The organism is Cellulosimicrobium sp. MI9406 (genome assembly GCF_040595865.1).
GTDB lineage: Bacteria > Actinomycetota > Actinomycetes > Actinomycetales > Cellulomonadaceae > Cellulosimicrobium > Cellulosimicrobium funkei.
This window is the reverse complement of the sequence record NZ_JALIZI010000009.1, coordinates 141967-158418: the sequence shown is the minus strand read 5'-3', so window position 1 is coordinate 158418 and position 16452 is coordinate 141967. Positions and strand designations below refer to the sequence as shown.

Annotated in this window: 14 protein-coding genes; 7 read left to right on the top strand and 7 right to left on the bottom strand. The window is 76.8% G+C overall.

Annotated elements, in window-relative coordinates:
- Positions 1-93: 93 nt before the first annotated feature.
- From MT994_RS16960 to mtrA, 6 genes are all read right to left on the bottom strand, one after another.
- Positions 94-1338, bottom strand: coding sequence for a crosslink repair DNA glycosylase YcaQ family protein (locus MT994_RS16960; protein ID WP_354807197.1), 1245 nt, complete (start codon positions 1336-1338; stop codon positions 94-96).
- Between the two features lie 263 nt (positions 1339-1601).
- Positions 1602-2255 (bottom strand): ribosome-associated translation inhibitor RaiA, encoded by a 654-nt coding sequence (raiA, locus tag MT994_RS16955; protein ID WP_021482087.1) that lies wholly within the window; start codon positions 2253-2255, stop codon positions 1602-1604.
- Between the two features lie 270 nt (positions 2256-2525).
- Positions 2526-3422: a ComF family protein gene (locus tag MT994_RS16950; protein WP_354807195.1), complete on the bottom strand. Its 897-nt coding sequence runs from the start codon at positions 3420-3422 to the stop codon at positions 2526-2528.
- Positions 3423-3567: 145 nt separating this feature from the next.
- Positions 3568-5328, bottom strand: coding sequence for an LpqB family beta-propeller domain-containing protein (locus MT994_RS16945; protein WP_354807194.1), 1761 nt, complete (start codon positions 5326-5328; stop codon positions 3568-3570).
- The gene (gene mtrB / locus MT994_RS16940; RefSeq protein ID WP_354807192.1) at positions 5325-7166 is read right to left on the bottom strand and encodes an MtrAB system histidine kinase MtrB; all 1842 of its coding nucleotides are present in this window, start codon (positions 7164-7166) and stop codon (positions 5325-5327) included. Before mtrB ends, MT994_RS16945 begins: the two co-directional genes overlap by 4 nt.
- Positions 7163-7846: an MtrAB system response regulator MtrA gene (gene mtrA / locus MT994_RS16935; protein WP_034655451.1), complete on the bottom strand. Its 684-nt coding sequence runs from the start codon at positions 7844-7846 to the stop codon at positions 7163-7165. The genes mtrB and mtrA overlap by 4 nt, the downstream gene beginning before the upstream one ends.
- Positions 7847-8050: 204 nt before the next feature.
- On the opposite strand from mtrA, the gene MT994_RS16930 reads away from it, so the two are divergent.
- From MT994_RS16930 to MT994_RS16900, 7 genes are all read left to right on the top strand, one after another.
- Positions 8051-9472, top strand: coding sequence for a hypothetical protein (locus MT994_RS16930; protein WP_354807190.1), 1422 nt, complete (start codon positions 8051-8053; stop codon positions 9470-9472).
- Positions 9469-10131, top strand: a complete 663-nt coding sequence (locus MT994_RS16925) for a DUF4129 domain-containing protein (RefSeq protein ID WP_085387532.1) — start codon at positions 9469-9471, stop codon at positions 10129-10131. Before MT994_RS16930 ends, MT994_RS16925 begins: the two co-directional genes overlap by 4 nt.
- A complete protein-coding gene (locus tag MT994_RS16920) occupies positions 10128-11396 on the top strand; it encodes a DUF4350 domain-containing protein (protein WP_354807189.1) in 1269 nt (422 codons plus the stop codon). The genes MT994_RS16925 and MT994_RS16920 overlap by 4 nt, the downstream gene beginning before the upstream one ends.
- Positions 11397-11581: 185 nt before the next feature.
- Positions 11582-12556, top strand: a complete 975-nt coding sequence (locus MT994_RS16915; protein WP_034656053.1) for a MoxR family ATPase — start codon at positions 11582-11584, stop codon at positions 12554-12556.
- 10 nt (positions 12557-12566) lie between these two features.
- Entirely contained in the window at positions 12567-13859 is a 1293-nt protein-coding gene (locus MT994_RS16910) for a DUF58 domain-containing protein (RefSeq protein ID WP_163188282.1), read from the top strand.
- 177 nt (positions 13860-14036) lie between these two features.
- Complete coding sequence (locus MT994_RS16905) at positions 14037-14159, top strand: hypothetical protein (RefSeq protein WP_255179365.1); 123 nt, start codon at positions 14037-14039, stop codon at positions 14157-14159.
- A gap of 7 nt (positions 14160-14166) precedes the next feature.
- A complete protein-coding gene (locus MT994_RS16900; RefSeq protein ID WP_354807187.1) occupies positions 14167-15447 on the top strand; it encodes a winged helix DNA-binding domain-containing protein in 1281 nt (426 codons plus the stop codon).
- Positions 15448-15458: 11 nt separating this feature from the next.
- Here MT994_RS16900 and MT994_RS16895 read toward each other — a convergent pair whose 3' ends face one another.
- Positions 15459-16448, bottom strand: a complete 990-nt coding sequence (locus tag MT994_RS16895; RefSeq protein ID WP_137281191.1) for a stage II sporulation protein M — start codon at positions 16446-16448, stop codon at positions 15459-15461.
- Between the last annotated feature and the right edge of the window lie 4 nt (positions 16449-16452).

The window sequence follows — 16452 nt, the reverse complement described above, 5'->3', positions numbered from 1 at the left end:
GGGCCACCCGGGCCGGGCGCCTCGTCCACCGCCGACGCGGCGGTCGGGACGACCGCGGCGGCGGCGCCGCCAGCGACGACGGCAGCGACGACGTCAGTGCGCCGCGACCTCGGCGGCGAGCGCGGGCGCCAGGTCCCCCACCGGGGCGACGTCGACCTCCGGCACCCCCAGCCACCGGCCCAGCACGTGCAGCTCGGCGGCGAGGCGCGCCGCCGTCTGCGGCCCGGCCGCCTGCTCGCGGTGCGCCGACTGCACGCGCAGCACCCCGGCCCGACGGTCGGCCTTGAGGTCGACGCGCGCGGTGAGCACCTCGCCCTCGAGGAAGGGCAGGACGTAATAGCCGTGGACCCGCTTCGCCGCGGGCACGTAGATCTCGATCCGGTAGTGCACGTCGAACAACCGCTCGAGGCGCGTCCGCTCGAACACGAGCGGGTCGAACGGGTTGAGCAGCGTCGTCCCCGTCGCGCGCCGCGGGAGCGCCGCGTCCGCGTGCAGGTAGGTCGGCTCGTCCCACCCCCGCACGGTCACCGGGCGCAGGGTGCCCGCCTCGACGAGCTCGTCGAGCGCCGTCCGTACCGCGGGCCCCTTGAGCCGGAAGTAGTCGCGGAAGCAGCGCAGCGTCCCGACGCCGTGCGCGCGGGCGCCGATCTCGAGCAGCGCCCGGACGGCGTCGGCGTCCGCGACCGGCGGCGCCGCGACGACCTCCGGCGGGAGCACGCGCTCCGTGAGGTCGTAGCAGCGCTCGAACGCGCCGTTGCGGCGCGCGGACGTGATCTCCCCCGTGAAGAAGAGGAACTCGAGCGCGCGCTTCGCGACCGTCCAGTTCCACCCCCACTGCGAGCGGTCGCGCGGGTGCGCCCGCCCCTCGGCCTCGAGGATCTCGTGCACCTCGCTCGCCGTGATCGGGCCGCGCTCCGTGACGAGCCGCCGCACGTCCTGGACCGCCTCGGAGTGGCTCATCTCGACCGCGCTGATCGTGCCCCACGCCTCCGTGCGGTACCGGCGGCGGCGCCACTCGAGCAGCGGCCACGTGCTGGGCGGCACGTAGGACGCGACGTGCGCCCACGTCTCCACGAGCCGACGCGGCGCACGGCCCGCCGCGCGGTCGAGCAGCGCCGTGTCGTACGGGCCGAGCCGCGCGTACAGCGGCATGAGGTGCGCCCGCGCGAGCACGTTGACCGAGTCGATCTGGAGGAGCCCCAGGCGGTCGATGACCCCCTGGACCTGCCGCATCGTCGGGGCGCGCCCCCCGGACCCGGCACGCGCGGCGACGTCCGGGCGCTCCCGGTGCAGCCCTTGCGCGGCGAGCGCGACACGGCGCGCCTGGGACAGGGACATCGACTCGGACCTCGACGGCGTGGCGACCACCCTCCGATCCTGCCCGCCCCCACCCACACGCCGACCCGCCCCCGCCGAGCAGGCGGTCCTGGCGCGTCCCGGCCGCCGGACCCGCCACGACCACCTGCTCGGCCGACCGGGATCGCCTGGTCGGCGGCGGACGGCGGACGGCGGGCGGCGGGCGGCGGGGTCGGTCAGCGGACGACGGGTCCGGACAGCACGACGCGCCCGGACCCTCGAGGGTCCGGGCGCGTCGGGTGCGGTCAGGCGCTCTTCTCGACCGAGGCGTCGGCGCAGTCGCAGGACGTGTCGAGCGCGACGACGCCGTACGTCCAGCCGCGGCGGCGGTAGGCGACGGACGGGCGCGACGTCTCGATGTCGACGAAGAGGAAGAAGTCGTGGCCGACCATCTCCATCTCGTACAGCGCGTCGTCGACCGTCATGGGCTCCGCGGTGTGCAGCTTCTGCCGGATGACGACGGGCGAGTCGCCGAGCGTCGTCTCGACGGCCTCCCCGGGCGCGGTCGGCGCGGTCGGCGCCGGCGGCGGGGGTGCCTCGTGCGTGGCCGGGTCGTAGGGACGCACGTCGACGGGCGGCACGACGGTGTGGTTGCGGTGGTCCTTGCGACGGTCGCGGGCGCGGCGGAGCCGTTCCGCGAGCTTGTCCATCGCGAGGTCGAGGGCGCCGAACCGGTCGTCGGCCGCGGCCTCGGCGCGGACGACGGGTCCCTTGGCCCGCACGGTGAGCTCGACGCGTTCGCGGACCCCCGAGAGCCTCGGGTTGTTCTCGTGGGTGACCTCGACGTCCACGCGCTGCGCCGTGGGCGCGAGCTGCTGGACCTTGGCGAGCTTGTCCTCCACGTGCCGGCGGAAGCGGTCTGCCACTTCCGTGTGCCTGCCGACGACGACGATCTCCATGTGAGCCTCCGCGAGGATCTAGTGCGACGCCCGGCCCGGTGCGTCCGGGCGCCTCGTTCGGATTCGGTAGGAGCACCCGCTGCCGGGTGCGGTGGGCTACCACCTCCTTGCGGCGCAGGGCCGCGCGCTCGGTACGCTCGCGCGGCGGCGCACGTGTCCTGCACGTCCGTCGTCCGCGGCGACTGGCCCTCAGCCTAACCCCGGGTCCGGGGTGTCGGCAGCACCAACGGGAGGTGAACGAGGGGACCTTCGGCCCCCGCGGCGCGCACCTCACGGAGGCTGCCCGGCGGACCGCCGTCGTTCGCCCGGCGACGGGGTCGCGGCGAGCGCGACGGCGCCCAGCACGAGAGCGCCCGCGCTGGTCAGCGCCCTCTCGCACGCGGCGAGGGTCGCTCCCGTGGTGACGACGTCGTCGACGAGGAGGCACGCCACGACCGGTGCTGGCGCACCGGTCGACGGGCGCCGCCCGGGCGGTCCTCGACGCGCTCCGGCGGACGGTCCGACGAGCGGTCGGACGAGCCCTCCGGCACCGGCCCCGAGGAGTTTCCCGGGGGCGACGGCGACCGTGCCGAGCCGGGCCCCGCGCGCCCGCGAGCCGAGCCCGACCTGGTCCCGGGCGCGCCCGCGATGCACGAGGAGCGCGGCGCTCCGGGCGGGGGTCCCCGAGGCGTCGAGGCCGGCGGCGACCGCACGCGCGAGCAGGGCGACGGGGTCGCGCCCGCGGGCGCGACGCGCGGCCCGCGTCGTCGGAGCCGGGACGACGAGCACCGGGCACCCCCGGGACCCCTCCCCCAGGACCGCCCCGACCCCAGACCCGAGCGCGGGACCACGCCCCGGCCCGAGCACGGCTCCGAGCACCGGCCCCAGCGCGGTGCCCGCGCGCCACGCGGCGTCCGCGAGCGGCCGGTCGAGGTCCGCCCTACCGCGGTCCTTCCAGGCGACGACGACGCCGCGCACGGGCCCCGTGTACGCCGCCGGCGCCCACACCGGCAGGGGCGCGACGCCGTCGAGCCGGTCGAGGCGGGGCGCGCCACGTTCGCGCCGCCGGAGCGGGGCGCGCAGCGGCGCGAGGCAGGGCTCGCACCACCGGACGTCGGACGCGTCGCAGCCGGGGCACGCGACGGGCAGGACGAGGCGGGCGACGTCGTCGAGGGCGGCGAGGAGCACCGGGCCAGCGTGCCCGGTGGCGCGAGCGTCCGGCACCGGCGGACCGGCCACCTGTGGACGACGCACGCGCCGCTGGCTCCCGACCCGCGCCGTCCGGGAGCCTGTGGTCGCCCGGCGCGCCTCGCGCCGCCGGGCGCGCGGCGTCTCAGCCGGGGTACGTGGGCAACCGGACCTCGGTGGCGATCTTGGTCCAGAGGCTCGACGTGCCCGCGGCGTACAGGCTGCTGTCGCTCGTCCCGACGAGCGTGGTGCCGACGCCCGTGGCCGACGCGAGCGAGACGGCGCCCTCGACGGGCGAGGCGGCGAGCGTCGGTCCCCCGACGGGCACCCGCTGGACGACGACCTCGGACTCCCCGGACGCCCGGCCGAGGACCCCGAGGAGCGTGCGGTCGACCCACGTCACCTGTGTCGCGGCGGCGATCGGCTGCCCGACCCGGACCGGTGCGGAGAGCTGGGTCGGCCGGCCGGTCTCGTCGCGGACGATGCCCGCGACGTGGACCTGCGCCCCGGATCCCGAGTCGCTGACGACGGCCACCCGGGCGCCGTCGGGCGCGACCCGCAGCGACATCACGGTGCGCCCGTCGAGCCACGGCGCGGCCACCTCGGACACCGCAGCGTCGCTGCCCGCCTCCCGCAGGTCCACGACCTGCAACGACCCTGCCTGCACCTGCGGGCCGCTCCACACATACTGGAACCGGTCGATCGACGGCGCGACGAGGCTCGTCCCCGTGAGGAGCGTGACGGGCCCGGCCTCGGCCGTCGGCGCCGTGACGAGCCGCGCGGCGCCGTCCCGCACGACGTACGTGGCGTCGTCGGCCCGGCCGCGGAAGGCGAGCGCGGTGGGCTGGAGCCCGGCTAGGGGGGCGGCCGACGTCACCGCCCGCGTCGTGCGCCCCTCCAGGCTCATGACCTGGTCGCCCGAGAGCACGACCGGCTCGTCGGGCGTGGTGGCGACGCCGATGGTCGGGACGTCGTCGGCCGAGAGCTCCGAGCCACCGACGCCCACCGTGATGTCGACGGGCACGCCGAGCGAGGCCTGGAGCTGCGCGATGAGCATCGCGCGGTCGGCCGGCGACGCCGCGGTCACCGGGTCGGTGAGGGGCACCGCGACCCTGCCCTCCACCGGGGGCACGGAGTCGATGCTCAGCGAGGTCCCCTCGGGCGCGACCGTCGCGACGGACCCCGCGAGCCAGTCCGCCGGGCCGCGCAGCGTCTCGCGGACCGCGAGCGCCTGCCAGTTCCGGCTCGGGAACCAGCGGGCGTCGGGCACGAGGTAGGCCCGGTCGAGGGTCGGGAAGTAGAGGTTGGCCTGCTTGAAGGTGCGGGCGAAGTTCGTGGCCGTGATCGTCAGCCCGTCGTCGACCACGTCGATGCGCCACTGGTCGTCGGCGTCGCGGACGAGGCCGTAGGAGACCTCGGTGGTCCGGCCGGGCGCCTGCTCCGTGTAGACGCCGCGCTCGTCGACGGTGCCCACGACGTCGGCGGTGGCGCGGACCGTCGTCGTGCCGCCCTCGATCGCGGCCTCGTCGACGTCGAGCTGCGGCACGTCCTCGAGGATCGCGACCTGGGAGACGGGCGACCAGTCGTCCTGCGCGTCGCGCGTGAGGAACTCGGACGCGACGTCGAACGAGCCGCGCGCGCCCTGGGCCTGGGCGGCCAGGAAACCGCGGACGATCTGGTCCGGCGAGGCGTCGCGGCGGGGCGACGCGGCGCTGACGAACGGCTGGCCCGGGTCCTCCGGCGTCGCCTCGCCCTCGACCACGGGCCCGGACGTGGGGATCGAGGCGCACGCCGCGAGGGCGGCGACCCCCACGGCCGCGAGCCCGGCCGCGAGCGCGCGCCCGACCCGGCGCCGCAGGTCCGCCTGCCCCGCGGTCGGACGCCGCACGGTCCCCGTCGTGGTCATCGCCCCTCCTGGACGTCGTCGGGGCCGGCGGCCGGACCGCCGCCGGAGCCGGGCACCGTCGCCCGGCCGGGCTGGGGCGCGTGGTCGCGCGGGATGACGACGGGGATGCCGCCCGTGACGGACGGCAGGTCGGCGGGGCCCGCCGTGCCCTCGACGTCCTCGACGACCGGCGTCCGCACGCTCCACTCCGCGGGCAGCCCGCGGCCGGTGGCCGCCTCGGAGACGAGCGGCAGGGGAGACGACTGGAGCCGGATCCCGGCGCGCCGCGGGAGCGTGAGCCGGAAGCTCGCGCCCCGGCCGGGGCGGCCCCACGCCTCGAGCCACCCGCCGTGCAGGTGCGCGTCCTCCAGGGAGATCGCGAGCCCGAGGCCGGTGCCGCCGGTCGTGCGGGCGCGAGCGGGGTCCGCGCGCCAGAAGCGGTCGAACACGTGCTGGACCTCGTCGGTCGTCATCCCGACCCCGTGGTCGCGGACCGTCACCGCGACGGCGTGCCCGTCGCCGTCGACCGTGATCTCGACCGGCCGCTCCTCGGCGTGCTCGATCGCGTTGACGACGAGGTTGCGCACGATGCGCTCGACCCGCCGCGGGTCGATGTCGGCCGTGACGGGCTCGTCGCCGAGGTGGACCGACAGCCACACGCCCTTGCGCTCGGCGAGCGGGGCGGCGTGGTCGACGGCGGCGTTCACCACGTCGCGCAGGTCGCGCCGCTCGGCGTCGAGGACCGCGGCGCCGGCGTCGAACCGGCTGATCTCGAGCAGGTCGGCGAGCAGGTCCTCGAACCGGTCGAGCTGGGCCTGCAGGAGCTCGGTCGAGCGTCGCGAGACCGGGTCGAAGTCCTCGCGCGACGCGTACAGCACCTCGGAGGCCATGCGGATCGTGGTGAGCGGCGTGCGCAGCTCGTGGGACACGTCCGAGACGAACCGGCGCTGGAGCATCGACAGCTCCTCCATGCGCCCGATCTGCTCCTGGAGGCTCTGGGCCATCTCGTTGAACGAGTGCGCGAGGGACGCCATCTCGTCGTGGCCCTTGACCGGGAGCCGCTCGTCGAGGCGGCCGTCCGCGAGCCGTTCCGCGACGCTCGCGGCCTGGCGCACCGGGAGCACCGCCTGGCGCGTGACGAGCGCCGTGATGCCGACGAGCAGGGCGAGCAGCACGAGGGCCCCCACGAGCAGGACCGACTGGAGGAAGCGCAGCGTCTCCTGGTCGGCCTCGAGGTCGTAGAGGTAGTAGAGCTCGTACGTGCCCGCGACCGGCACCTCGACGGTCGAGCCCACGACGATGCCGGGCACCACCCCCGACGACTCCGGGTGCGCCGGGTCGACCGGGATCGCCACCGACTGGAGGTACTGCTCGCCGTCCGCCGCGACGGTCGCCGCGCGCATCTCGGGCGACACGAGGCCGTCGAGCTGCTGGTCGGTCGACTGGTCGAGGAAGCCGACCGTGCCCGACCCGCCGGACTGCCAGAGGAAGACGTCGCGCGACGACCCGGTGGTCTGGAGCATGGAGAAGAGGTCGAAGAGGAGCGACTGGGCCTCGGTCGGCGTCGACGCGGGCGACGCGTCGAGCGTGCGGCGCGCCTGCTGCGTGGACTGGGCGCTCTCCTGGTCGAGCTCGGCGGCACGCCGCTCGTAGAGGCCGTCGCGCATGGCGTCGGTGAGGTAGGCGCCGAGCGCCCCGACGGTCAGCACGCCGACGACGAGCGCCGACGTGACGACACGGAGCTGCATCGACGAGCGCCAGCGCCACACCACGCGGCGGACGGTCGCGCGCGCCCGGCGCCGGACGCGGCGCCAGAGCCCTCGCCCGCGCCCGTCGGCGGAGCCGGCCGTCGTGCTCACGTGCGGGTCGCGCCCGCCTTGTAGCCGACGCCGCGCACGGTGAGGACGATCTCCGGGTTCTCCGGGTCGTGCTCGATCTTCGAGCGCAGGCGCTGCACGTGGACGTTGACGAGGCGCGTGTCCGCCGCGTGCCGGTAGCCCCAGACCTTCTCGAGGAGCACCTCGCGCGTGAAGACCTGCCACGGCTTGCGCGCGAGCGCGACGAGGAGGTCGAACTCGAGCGGGGTCAGGGACACCTGCTCGCCGCCGCGCGACACGCGGTGCCCCGTGACGTCGATCTCGACGTCGCCGATGGACAGGTGCTCGGGGGCGGGCTCCTCCGTGCGGCGCAGGCGCGCCCGGATGCGGGCGACGAGCTCCTTGGGCTTGAACGGCTTGGAGATGTAGTCGTCGGCACCCGACTCCAGGCCGAGCACGACGTCGACCGTGTCGCTCTTCGCGGTGAGCATGATGATCGGGACGCCCGACTCCGCCCGGATGAGGCGGCACACCTCCGTGCCGTCCTTGCCCGGGAGCATGAGGTCGAGCAGGACCAGGTCCGGCTGCGTGGTGCGGAACGTCTCGAGCGCGAGGTCGCCGTCCGCGCAGAACACCGGTTCGAAGCCCTCGGAGCGCAGGACGATGCCGATCATCTCGGCCAGGGCGGTGTCGTCGTCCACCACGAGCACACGAACCTTCATGCGGACATCTTGCCATCGACGGGCCCGACGTCGGGGCGGCCGGGCCCCGCGGCGAGGGTGAACCCGCGGGCGGGGCGCACCCGGCGGCGCGAGCCGGTCGGCCGCCGCGCAGGGCCGCGTACTAGGGTGGCCTCGCCGCCGTTGCCGATCCTCGCCCGGCGGCCTGGACCGACGCCCGAGCCGATCGCGGGGGACCACGAGCACATGAGCACACCCGACACCTCCGGCACGCCGGACGGTGCCACGCCCGACCCGACGGCGGCCCCCGGCCCCACGCCGCCCGCCGCGCCCGGTCCGGGCGGCGACGCGAGCGGCTGGGGCGCGCCCTCGTACGGCGCCCCCGGCTACGGTGCGCCCGGCTCGTCGACGCCCCAGCCGCGGTACGGCCAGTACGCGCCCGGCCAGGAGCCCGGTCAGCACCCGCCGACGGACCAGCCGCCCGCACCCGGCGCGTGGGGTGCGCCCGGCGCCGCACCGGGACAGCCGGGGTACGGCCAGCCGGGCTACGGCCAGCAGCCCGGCTACGGCCAGCAGCAGCCGGGGTACGGCCAGCCCGGCTACGGTCAGCAGCCGGGTTACGGCCAGCAGCCCGGTTACGGCCAGCAGCAGTTCGGGCAGGGCCAGTACGGGCAGCAGCAGTACGGCGCACCGGGCTACGGCCCGCCGCCCGGCCTCGCGGGCGCGCCCTACGCGCCGGCCGCGGCGAAGCCCGGCATCATCCCGCTGCGCCCGCTGTCGCTCGGCGAGATCTTCGACGGCGCGTTCGGCGCGATCCGCCACAACCCCCGGGTCGTGCTCGGCATGAGCGCGCTCGTCGTCGTGGTGGCGACGCTGCTCGGCACCTTCCTGGGCTGGGCGTTCTCCGGCTACGTCGCCCAGTACTTCGACGTCATGCTGGACGAGGCCACCTTCCCCGGCTTCGACGAGAGCTTCGCCACGACGCTCGCGAGCTCCCTCGGCATCCAGGTGACCACGTTCTTCGCCGCGCCGATCATCGCGGGTCTCCTCACGGTCTCCGTCGGCCAGTCCGCGATCGGGCGCAAGGCCGGCGTCGGCGAGGTCTGGTCCCAGGTCGGACGGCGCACGTGGTTCCTCATCGCGTTCCCCCTGCTGACCGGCCTGGCCGCGTCCGTGGCGCTCGGCCTGGCCACGCTCCTCGTCGTCGCGGGCTTCGCGGTCTCCGAGGGGCTCGGCGCGTTCCTCATCGTCGTCGCCCTGCTCGCCTGGCCCGTGCTCCTCGTCTGGGTCGGGACGCGGACCGGCCTCGTGCCTCCCGCCCTGGCGCTGGAGGGGCAGCCGTTCTGGCGGACCGTCAAGCGGGCGTGGCTGCTCACCCGCGGCAGCTTCTGGCGCCTGTTCGGCATCTACCTGCTCGCCCTCGTGGCGATGAGCTTCGTCTCCGGCATCGTCGCGTACCCCGCGAGCCTCGCCGCGTCGTTCCTGCTCATGGCGGGCCAGACCTTCCTGTACCACCTCGTGCAGGCGATCGGCGTCGCGCTCTCGATGATCCTCACCTCGGTCTTCCTGGGCTGCATCGTCGCCCTGCTCTACATCGACGTGCGCATGCGCCGCGAGGGCCTGGACGTCGAGCTCGCCGCGGCGGCGAGCGAGCAGCCGCCCGCATGACCGTGCGGTCGCTCGCGGCCGACGTGCCCGTGCAGCCCGGCGCCGACGAGGCCCGGCGGTGGCTCGTCGGCGAGCTCGCCGGGCCGGAGTACCGCACGGACCCGTCGCTCCTGCAGCGGTTCCTCGAGTGGCTCCAGGGACTGTTCGACGGCGCGCCCACGCTCGACCTCGGCGGCCCGCTGACGGCGGTGGTCGTCGTCGTGGCGGTCGCCCTGGTCGCGGCGGTGGCCTACTGGGTCGCCGGTCCGGTGCGCCTGTCGCGCCGGGCGAAGGCCTCGGTGGTCGTGCTCGACGACGACGCGCGCACCGCGGCCGAGATGCGGGCCGCGGCCGACGCCGCCGCGGCGCGCGCCGACTGGGCGACCGCCGCGCTCGAACGCTTCCGCGGCGTCGTTCGCTCGCTGGAGGAGCGCGCGGTCCTCGACCCGCGTCCCGGACGGACCGCGTGGGAGGCCGCGCGGACGGCGGGCGAGCGCCTGCCCGACGTCGCCGACGGGCTCGAGCGCGGCGCGCACCTGTTCGACGACGTCGCGTACGGCGCCGTGACCGTCGGCCCCGAGGCGGACGCCTTCCTGCGCGCGCTCGACGAGCGGACGCTCGCGACGCGCCCCGCACTCCGTGCGGAGCTCGCCGCGTCCGCGCCCGGTGACGGCGCATGAGCGCCCCGACGACGTCCTCCGTCCCGCCCGGTGCGGCGCCCTCCGCGGGCGCGTCGGGCGACCCGCGAGCCGTGACGACCGCCTACGTGCCCGTCGTCGGCGACGGCACGACCGCCCGCTCGCGGGCACGCAGCCGCTGGCGCCGGGCGCGCTGGCCCGTCGCCGTCGTCGGCGCGCTGCTGCTGCTCGCCGGGCTGACGGCGCTCGCGCGGCCCGCGACGTCGGCCACACCGCTCGCACCCGACAACCCGGGCCCTGCCGGGGCGCGCGCGGTCGCGCAGGTGCTGGGCGACCAGGGCGTCGAGGTCACCTACGTGCGCACGGTCGCCGACGCGGTGCGCGCCGCCGAGGAGGGCGGCACGCTCCTCGTCGCGCAGGGCGACTACCTGCTCGACGAGCAGGTGGACGCGCTCGTCGGGACCCCCACGGACCTCGTGCTCGTCGCGCCGCCCGACCACCTGCTCGCCGCCGCGACCGACGGCGGCGCGGAGCTCGCGTACGCCTGGGGCTCCGGCGGGTCGGCACGACCGGCGCGCTGCGCGGACCCGGCCGCGCAGGCCGCGGGCTCGATGCGCTCCGACGGCGTCGGCTTCGTCGCGCTCGACGACGCGACCGTCCTCTGCTTCCCCTCCCCCGACGACCCGTCCCTGGGCGCCTACCTCGTGCACGAGGCCGACGGGCGCACGGTGCGCGCGGTGGACACGCCCGCCGTCCTGCGCAACGACTCGGTCACCGAGGACGGCAACGCCGCGCTCGCGCTCTGGACGCTCGGCGCGCACGACCGTCTCGTGTGGCTCGTGCCCGACCCGTTCGACACGTCGCTCGCCGACGACGGGAGCACGACCCCCGGCCTGTCCCTGCCGCCGTGGTTCGGCGTCGTCGCCCTCCAGGCGCTCGTCGTGCTGCTCGTGGTCGTGCTGTGGCGCGGCCGCCGGCTCGGCCCTCTCGTCACCGAGGACCTGCCGGTCGTCGTGCGCGCCGCCGAGACGACGCGCGGCCGCGGCCGCCTCTACCGGCGCGCCGGGGCGCGCGGCCACGCCGCCGCGGGGCTGCGCGCGAGCGCCGCCGACCGCCTCGCGCACCGCCTCGGCCTGCCCCGCTCGGCCGACGCCCCCACCGTCGTCGACGCCGTCGCCCGCGCGACGGGTCGGCCGGGCGACCAGGTCGCCCAGCTCCTGTACGGACCACCACCCGCCGACGACGCGGCGCTGCTCGAGCTCGCGCGTCACCTTGACCGGATCGAGAGCGAGGTCTACCACTCGTGACGCACCACCCCGACGGCTCCGTGCCGCAGCCCGACCGCTACGCGCCGCCCGCCCAGGACCCGGGCGTCGCCGACCGCGTGAGCGCGGCCGCCGGCCAGCCCGCGCACCGGCCCGGACCGCAGGCACCCGCCCCGCAGACGCCGTACGGCCAGGGCCACGCGCCCGCCGCGCCGACCCCCGCACCGGTGCACGACGCCCCGCCCGCGCCGTCGCCCGAGCTGCGGCAGGCGCTCGCCGCCGTCCGCAGCGAGGTCGGCAAGGCCGTCGTCGGGCAGGACGGCGCCGTGACGAGCCTGCTCATCGCGCTGCTCTGCAAGGGCCACGTGCTGCTCGAGGGCGTGCCCGGCGTCGCCAAGACGCTGCTCGTGCGCACGCTCGCCGCGTCGCTCGACCTCGGCACGAAGCGCGTGCAGTTCACGCCCGACCTCATGCCCGGCGACGTCACGGGCTCGCTCGTGTACGACGCGCGGACCGCCGAGTTCTCGTTCCGCGAGGGGCCGGTCTTCACGAACCTGCTGCTCGCCGACGAGATCAACCGCACGCCCCCCAAGACCCAGGCGTCGCTCCTGGAGGCCATGGAGGAGCGGCAGGTCTCGGTCGACGGGACGCCGCGCCCGCTGCCCGACCCCTTCCTCGTCATCGCGACGCAGAACCCCGTCGAGTACGAGGGCACGTACCCGCTGCCCGAGGCGCAGCTCGACCGCTTCCTGCTCAAGGTCGTGCTGCCGCTGCCGGAGCGCGAGCAGGAGGTCGAGGTGCTCGCGCGGCACGCCGCCGGCTTCAACCCGCGCGACCTCGCGGGCGCCGGGGTGCGCGCCGTCGCCGGGCGCGACGTGCTCGACCGCGCCCGCGCGGAGGTCGCACGCGTCCAGGTCGCGCGCGAGGTGCTCGGCTACGCCGTCGACGTGTGCCGCGCGACGCGCCACTCCCCCTCGCTGTCCCTCGGCGTGTCCCCGCGCGGCGCGACGGCGCTGCTCGCCACGTCGCGCGCGTGGGCGTGGCTCTCGGGCCGCTCCTACGTGACGCCGGACGACGTCAAGGCCCTCGCGCACCCCACGCTGCGCCACCGCGTGCAGCTGCGGCCCGAGGCCGAGCTGGAGGGCGTGACGGCCGAGAGCGTGCTCGACACCGTGCTCGCGTCCGTCCCCGTCCCCCGCTGAGGCGTCGCTCGTGGCCCTGACGTGGCGCGCCGTCGTGCTGGCGGCGCTCGGGATCGTCCCTGTGCTGCTCGTCCCCGTGCCGGGGACGGTGCTCGTGTGGACGCTGCTCGTCGTCGCGCTGTGCGCGCTCGACGCGGCCCTCGCGGCGTCCCCGCGGCGCGTCGCGATCGAGCGGCGCGTCGCGGGCTCCGTGCGGCTCACCGACGCGACGGCGTCCCGGCTCACGCTGACGAACCTCGCCCCGCGGCGGTTGCGCGCGCTCGTGCGCGACGCGTGGCCGCCGTCCGCGGGGACGCAGGTCAACCGGCACGCCGTCGACCTGCCGCCCGGCGAGGCGACGCGCGTGACGACCGTGCTCGTCCCGACGCGCCGCGGCGAGCGCGTCGCGGACCGCGTGACGATCCGCTCGTTCGGCCCGCTGCGGCTCGCCGCACGCCAGGCGTCGATCCCCGTGCCCGGGCGGCTGCGCGTGCTCCCCGAGTTCGCGTCGCGACGCCACCTCCCGAGCCGCCTCGCGCGCCTGCGCGAGATGGACGGGCGCGCCGCGGTGCAGGTGCGCGGCGAGGGCACCGAGTTCGACTCGCTGCGCGAGTACGTGCTCGGCGACGACGTCCGCTCGATCGACTGGCGCGCGTCGGCGCGCGGCCGGGACATGGTCGTGCGCACGTGGCGGCCCGAGCGCGACCGCCGCGTGCTCATCGTCGTCGACACGTCCCGCACGTCCGCGGCGCGCGTCGGGGACGCGCCGCGCCTCGACGCGAGCATCGAGGCGGCGCTCCTGCTGGCCGCCCTCGCGGGGCGCGCCGGGGACCGCGTCGAGCTCGTCGCCTACGACCGCACCGTGCGCTCGCGCGTCGCAGGGGCCGCCGGGCCGCGCCTCATGCCCGCCATGGCGGACGCCCTCGCGCCGCTCGAGCCCGCGCTCCTCGAGACCGACTGGCCCGGCCTCGTCGGCACCGTCCACGAGCGCCTGTCGCAGCGCGCGCTCGTCGTGCTCCTGTCGACGCTCGACGCCGCCGCCGTCGAGTCCGGCCTGCTGCCCGTCGTCGGGCAGCTCACGGCCAAGCACCAGGTCGTGCTCGCCGCGGCGGGCGACCCCGAGGTCGCCGCCCTGCGCGACGACCGCACCGGGACCGCCGAGGTGTACGACGCCGCGGCCGCCGCGCGCGGCGAGATCGAGCGCGCCGCCGTGACGACGGTCCTGCGCCAGCGCGGCGTCGAGGTCGTCGACGCCCTCCCCGACGACCTCGCCCCCCGGCTCGCCGACACCTACCTCGCGCTCAAGGCGGCCGGCCGCCTCTGAGCACCGCGCCCGCCCACCGCGCCCGAGACGGTCGCCGCGCGAGGGAGAGCCACGGTCCCGCAGGAGCCGACCCCGGGGCCGCCCGAGGCGCCCCACCTCCCGACCTCCCGACGACCTGCTGCGGGAGGCGAGAGGTAGGGTCGTTCAGCACGTCCATCCCGACCTCAGGAGACTCCCGTGGCCTGGCAGCCGACCGATCCCCGGCAGCGCGTCCGGCGCAACCGTCGCGTCGCGATCATCGTCGTGGTGGCGCTGCTCGCGACGTTCCTCGTCCCGGCGCTCGCGATCGTCCTGTCCTGACGGGCCGATGGCCGACGAGCGGTTCGGGCCGCGGCTGAGCCACGACGACCTCAACCGGGCGCTGCTCGCGCGCCAGCACCTCGCGGCACCGCGCGACGCGACCGTGCTGGACGAGGTGCGCCACCTCGTCGGCCTGCAGTCGCAGGTCCCGTCGTCGCCGTACCCGGCGCTCTGGTCGCGCCTGGCGGGCTTCGCGCCGGACGACCTGGGCGGCCGCCTGCTCGACCGCCAGGTGGTGCGCGTCGCGACGCTGCGCGGCACGGTGCACCTCGTCGCGGCCGACGACGCGCTCGAGCTGACGGCGCTCGCCCGCCCCGGCCTGGCGACCTACCTGCGGTCGCGGAACCAGCACGGGACCGCCCTCGCGCACGTCGACCTCGACGACCTCGAGCGCGCGGCGCGCGACCTGCTCGAGGAGCCGCTGACGTCGGTCGAGCTGGGGCGGCGCCTCGCGGAGCGCTGGCCCGACGTCGACCCCAAGCACCTCGCGTACGCGGCGCGCTGCCTCCTCCCGCTCGTGCAGGTCCCGCCCCGCGGCCTGTGGGGCGCGAGCGGCGCGGGCACGACGACCACCTGGACGACGGCGCAGGCCTGGCTCGGTCGGGCCGACGACGCCCTCGACGCCGTCGCGCACGGCACGGACGCGGACGCGACGCTCGCGGCGCGCGTGCGGCTCGTGCGCCGGTACCTCGCGGCGTTCGGCCCGGCGTCGGTGGCCGACGCCCAGCGCTGGGCGGGCCTGACCCGGCTGCGCGCCGCGGTCGACGTGCTGCGGCCCGAGCTCGTGACGTTCACCGGCCCGGCCGGCACCGAGATCCTCGACCTGCCCGACGCGCCCCGCCCGCCGGGCGACGAGCCCGTGCCCGTGGTCCTCGCGGGCGACTTCGACAACCTGCTCCTGTCCCACGACGACCGCACGCGCGTCCTCGGGGACCTGCCGGTCACGAGCGTCGTGAGCGTCAACGGTCAGGTCGCGGCGGCGGTCCTCGTCGACGGCCGCGTCGCCGGCGCCTGGACGGCCCGCCCGGCGGCACCGGCGGCGCGCAGCGCCCGAGCGGCGGACCCGGCCGACGGGACGCGCCCGGTCGACGGGACGGACGTCGTCGTGCACGTCGAGGTGCGGCCGCTGCGCGCACGGAGCGGCCCCGGCGCGCCCGGCGGCGAGGCGCCGAGCCTCGCCGACCGCCTCCGCGACCCCGCGGTGCGCGACGAGGTCGTCGCGCGCGCCGAGGACTGGGTGCGGTGCGGGTGGCCGGACGCGCGGGCGCGCGTCGTCGTCGACGGCTGAGGCGTCGCGGGTCAGGCCGCGACGGGCGCGGTGTCGCCCGCGTGGTCGGCCGTGAGGTCGCCCGTCTCCCCGGCCCGGACCGCGCGGCGGCCGAGCACGATCGTGTAGACCCAGAACGCCGCGAGCGCGACCGCCCCGATCACGATCTTGAGCCACCACGGCAGCTCCGACCCGGTGACGAAGCCCTCGATGACGCCGGAGACCGCGAGCGCGATCGCGAGGCCGATCGCGACGGTGACGAGCGCCCGGCCCTCCTGCGCGAGGGCGCGCGAGCGGGGCAGGGGGCCGGGGTCGATCCACGCCCAGAAGATCCGCAGCCCGGCGGCGCCGGCGACGAAGATCGACATGAGCTCGAGCAGCCCGTGGGGCGCGATGAGCTGGAGGAAGAGCGCGAGCTCGCCGTGCGCGGCCATCATGCCGCCGATCGAGCCGATGCCGACCGCGTTCTGGAACAGGACCCACGCGGGGAACACCCCCGTGATCCCGAGGCCCACGCAGAAGGCCGCGATCCGCGCGTTGTTCGTCCACACGACGGCGGCGAAGTCGACGCCCGGGTCGTAGTAGGACGCGAACGCGTCGTTCACGTACTCCTCCTGGACGCTGGGCGGGCCCATGGAGGCGAGGCCCTCGGGCGTGGTCGCGACCCAGACGCCCGCGACGAGCGCGACGAGGAGGCACGCGGCGGTCACGCCGACCGACCACCACCGGATCCGGTAGAGCGCGGCCGGGAGGGACACCGTGAGGAACCGCACGACGTCGCGCCACGCGGGCTCGTGCGCCCCCGCGATGCGCGTGCGGGCGCGCCCGAGGAGCACGGACAGGCGCGAGATGAGCACCGGGTCCGGCGCGACGGAGCGCACGGTCGACAGGTGCGTCGCGACGGCCTGGTAGAGCCGGACGAGCTCGTCGGCCTCCGCGCCGTCGAGCGTGCGGCGGCGGACGAGCGCGTCGAGGCGGTCCCACTCCGCGCCGTGCACGTCGGTGAAGGCGTCGAGGTCCACGACC